Below are 2,687 nucleotides of genomic sequence, written 5' to 3' on the forward strand. Positions count from 1 at the left end.
GAACCCGTCGCCGCCGGAGGGCGCGCCCGAGGAGGCGCCCGGCTGGGCCCGGCGCCTGAAGCATCGCGAGGCGATCCGGCATGGCGTCTCCGCCGCCATCCACACAGTCCGCTCAGGCGACCATGGCGGAGGCTCGCTCTCCGTGCCGCTAGCCGAGGAGGATCGGTGATGAACCCGTTCCGCCGCGCCTCCGCCCGCTACGGCCGGACGCCCGAGCCGGTCACCCCCTACCAGAAGGCGGCGCAGCTCTGGGACGAGCGGATCGGCTCGGCCCGCGTGCAGGCGCGGAACTGGCGGTTCATGGCCTTCGGCTGCCTCGGCCTCGCGATCGGCCTCGGCGGCGGCCTCATCTGGCAGGGCGCGCAGAGCCGGATCATGCCCTATGTGGTCGAGGTCGACGCGTTCGGACAGGTCCGGACCGTAGGCCCCGCGACCGACGCCTACGAGCCGACCGACGCCCAGATCGCCTGGCATCTCGGCCGCTTCGTCGTCGACGTGCGCTCGGTGCCGATCGATCCGGTGCTGCTGCGCCGAAACTGGCTTGAGGCCTACGACTTCGCGACCGAGCGCGGAGCCGTCTTCCTCAATGGCCATGCCCGCGCCGCTGACCCCTTCAAGGATGTCGGCGAGAAGAGCGTCTCGGTCCAGGTGACGAGCGTGGTCCGCGTCTCGGGCCGCTCGTTCCAGGTTAAGTGGACCGAAGAGGGCTACGAGCGCGGCAGCCTGGTCCGCAAGGAGCGCTGGACCGCGATCCTCACGATCGTTCTCGATCCGCCGCGGAGCGCCGACGTGCTCCGGAAGAACCCGCTCGGGCTCTATGTCGAGGGCATCAGTTGGGCCCGCGAGCTCGAACCCCGGGAAACCCGCTGAAGGAGGCGCCTATGACCGCCATCCGCCCGACCATCGCCCTGTCGGCGATCGCCATGCTGCTCGCTGGCTGCGGCGACAAGGCTCCGCCGGAGATCACCTATGACGATTTCGTGCCGGCCGTGGCCGAGAGCGAACCGCCGAAGCCGGTCGAGATCGTGAAGGTGCCCGAGCCGGTGCCGCTGCCGGGGCAACTCCTGCCGCGCCCAAGGCCGCCGAAAGCGGACAAGCGGCCGCCGACCGCCCGGGTCGCGGCGGCGAACCGGGCGGCGCTGCAGGAGCCCCAAGCCGCAGGCTACGTCAACGCCGTCCAGGTCTATCCCTATATGGAGGGCGCGCTCTACCGGCTCTATGCGGCGCCGGAGCAGGTGAGCGACATCGCGCTCGAGCCCGGAGAGACGCTGACCGCCGTCTCGGCCGGCGACACGGTCCGCTGGGTGATCGGAGACACCACGAGCGGGGAGGGGGCCTCGAGGCGGGTGCACGTGCTGGTGAAGCCGTTCGCGGCAGGCCTGCGGACCAACCTGGTGATCACCACGGATCGCCGCGCTTATCACCTCGCGCTGGAAAGCACCGAGCGGACGGCGATGGCGGCGGTGTCCTGGACCTACCCCGCGGCTGAGCTGCTGGCGCTGGAGGAGCGCAACCGCCGGGCCGAGGCGGCGGCGCCGGTCGATGCCGGGCTCTCCCTCGAAAACCTCCGATTCCGCTACGCCATCACCGGAGACACTCCGCCCTGGAGGCCCACCCAGGCCTTCGACGACGGCTCCAAGGTCTATATCCAGTTCCCGCGGCGGATCGACCAGGGCGAGATGCCGCCGCTCTTCGTCGTCGGGCCGGACGGCGGCAACCAGGTCGTCAACTACCGGGTGCGCGGCATCTACTATATCGTCGACCGCCTGTTCCCCGCGGCCGAGCTCAGGCTCGGCGAGGACCCGCAGCAGGTGGTCCGGATCAGCCGGACCGACGGCAAATGACCGAGGCGCCGCGCGACGACGGACGCAAGCTGCCGCCCGAGGCACTGGTGCTGCGGGGCCGGCCCCGCAGCGTCATCCGGTTTCGCCGGCGCCTGGTGATCGCGCTCTCCGCGCTCCTATCCGCCGCCGTCTTCGGGGCTGCGTGGCTCGCGCTCGAGGGCATGCCTGCGCGGCCTCGCCAGGAGGCGCCGGCGGAGACGGCGCGCAAGGCGACGCCCGACGGCCTCCTGGCGCTGCCCGGACGCTACGACGAGATCGCGAAGCCGGTGCCGACGCTCGGCCCCCCGCTGCCCGGCGATCTCGGCGTCTCCGTGGTCGAACGGGAGAAGTCGCTCGGCCTCGCGCCACCGAGCCTGCGTCCGGATCCGGAGGCGGATGCCTCCCGCGCCGAGCGGCTCCGCCTGGCCCAGCAGGCGCGGCAGGCCCGAGAGTCGGCCGTGTTCTTCCGGATCTCGAACGAGGCCCGTGATGGAGAGAGGCGGCCGGCGAGCGGCGGCGCGGCTGTGCCGCCGGCCGGGGCGGCGCAGGCCGGCCTCACCCCGGGGCGCGATCCGGGCGCGCAACAGCGCAAGCTGGAGTTCCTCAACCGGCCGGCTGACGACGAGATCTACAATCTGCACGCGCTTCAGCAGCCGGCCTCACCGCATCAGGTAATGGCGGGGACCGTGATCGCGGCGAGTCTCGTGACCGGCCTCAACTCGGATCTGCCGGGGCTCGTGACGGCGCAGGTAACTGAGAACGTCTACGACAGCGTCACGGGCCGCACTTTGCTTGTGCCGCAAGGGGCGAAGCTCATCGGTCGCTACGACAGCAACATCGCTTACGGCCAGAGCCGGGTGCTGT

At 71.5% G+C, this 2,687-nt stretch carries 3 protein-coding genes; all 3 read left to right on the plus strand.

Features of this window, described 5'->3' with window-relative positions; all coding sequences use genetic code 11:
• Positions 1-168: 168 nt before the first annotated feature.
• On the plus strand, positions 169-870 hold the full coding sequence (gene trbF / locus FFK22_RS41345) for a conjugal transfer protein TrbF (RefSeq protein ID WP_138893633.1): 702 nt from the start codon (positions 169-171) through the stop codon (positions 868-870).
• A gap of 11 nt (positions 871-881) precedes the next feature.
• Positions 882-1,844 (plus strand): P-type conjugative transfer protein TrbG, encoded by a 963-nt coding sequence (gene trbG / locus FFK22_RS41350; protein WP_138893632.1) that lies wholly within the window; start codon positions 882-884, stop codon positions 1,842-1,844.
• On the plus strand, positions 1,841-2,687 hold an 847-nt coding region (locus tag FFK22_RS41355; RefSeq protein WP_143956971.1), incomplete at its 3' end, for a TrbI/VirB10 family protein. The genes trbG and FFK22_RS41355, both read left to right, overlap by 4 nt.

Source organism: Mycobacterium sp. KBS0706, from assembly GCF_005938675.2.
Classification (GTDB): Bacteria; Pseudomonadota; Alphaproteobacteria; order DSM-16000; family Inquilinaceae; genus Inquilinus.

Bases quoted from the DNA above. Each gene is read 5' to 3' on its own strand.
- trbF (WP_138893633.1), top strand. From the start codon at position 169: ATGAACCCGTTCCGCCGCGCCTCCGCCCGCTACGGCCGGACGCCCGAG.
- trbG (WP_138893632.1), top strand. From the start codon at position 882: ATGACCGCCATCCGCCCGACCATCGCCCTGTCGGCGATCGCCATGCTG.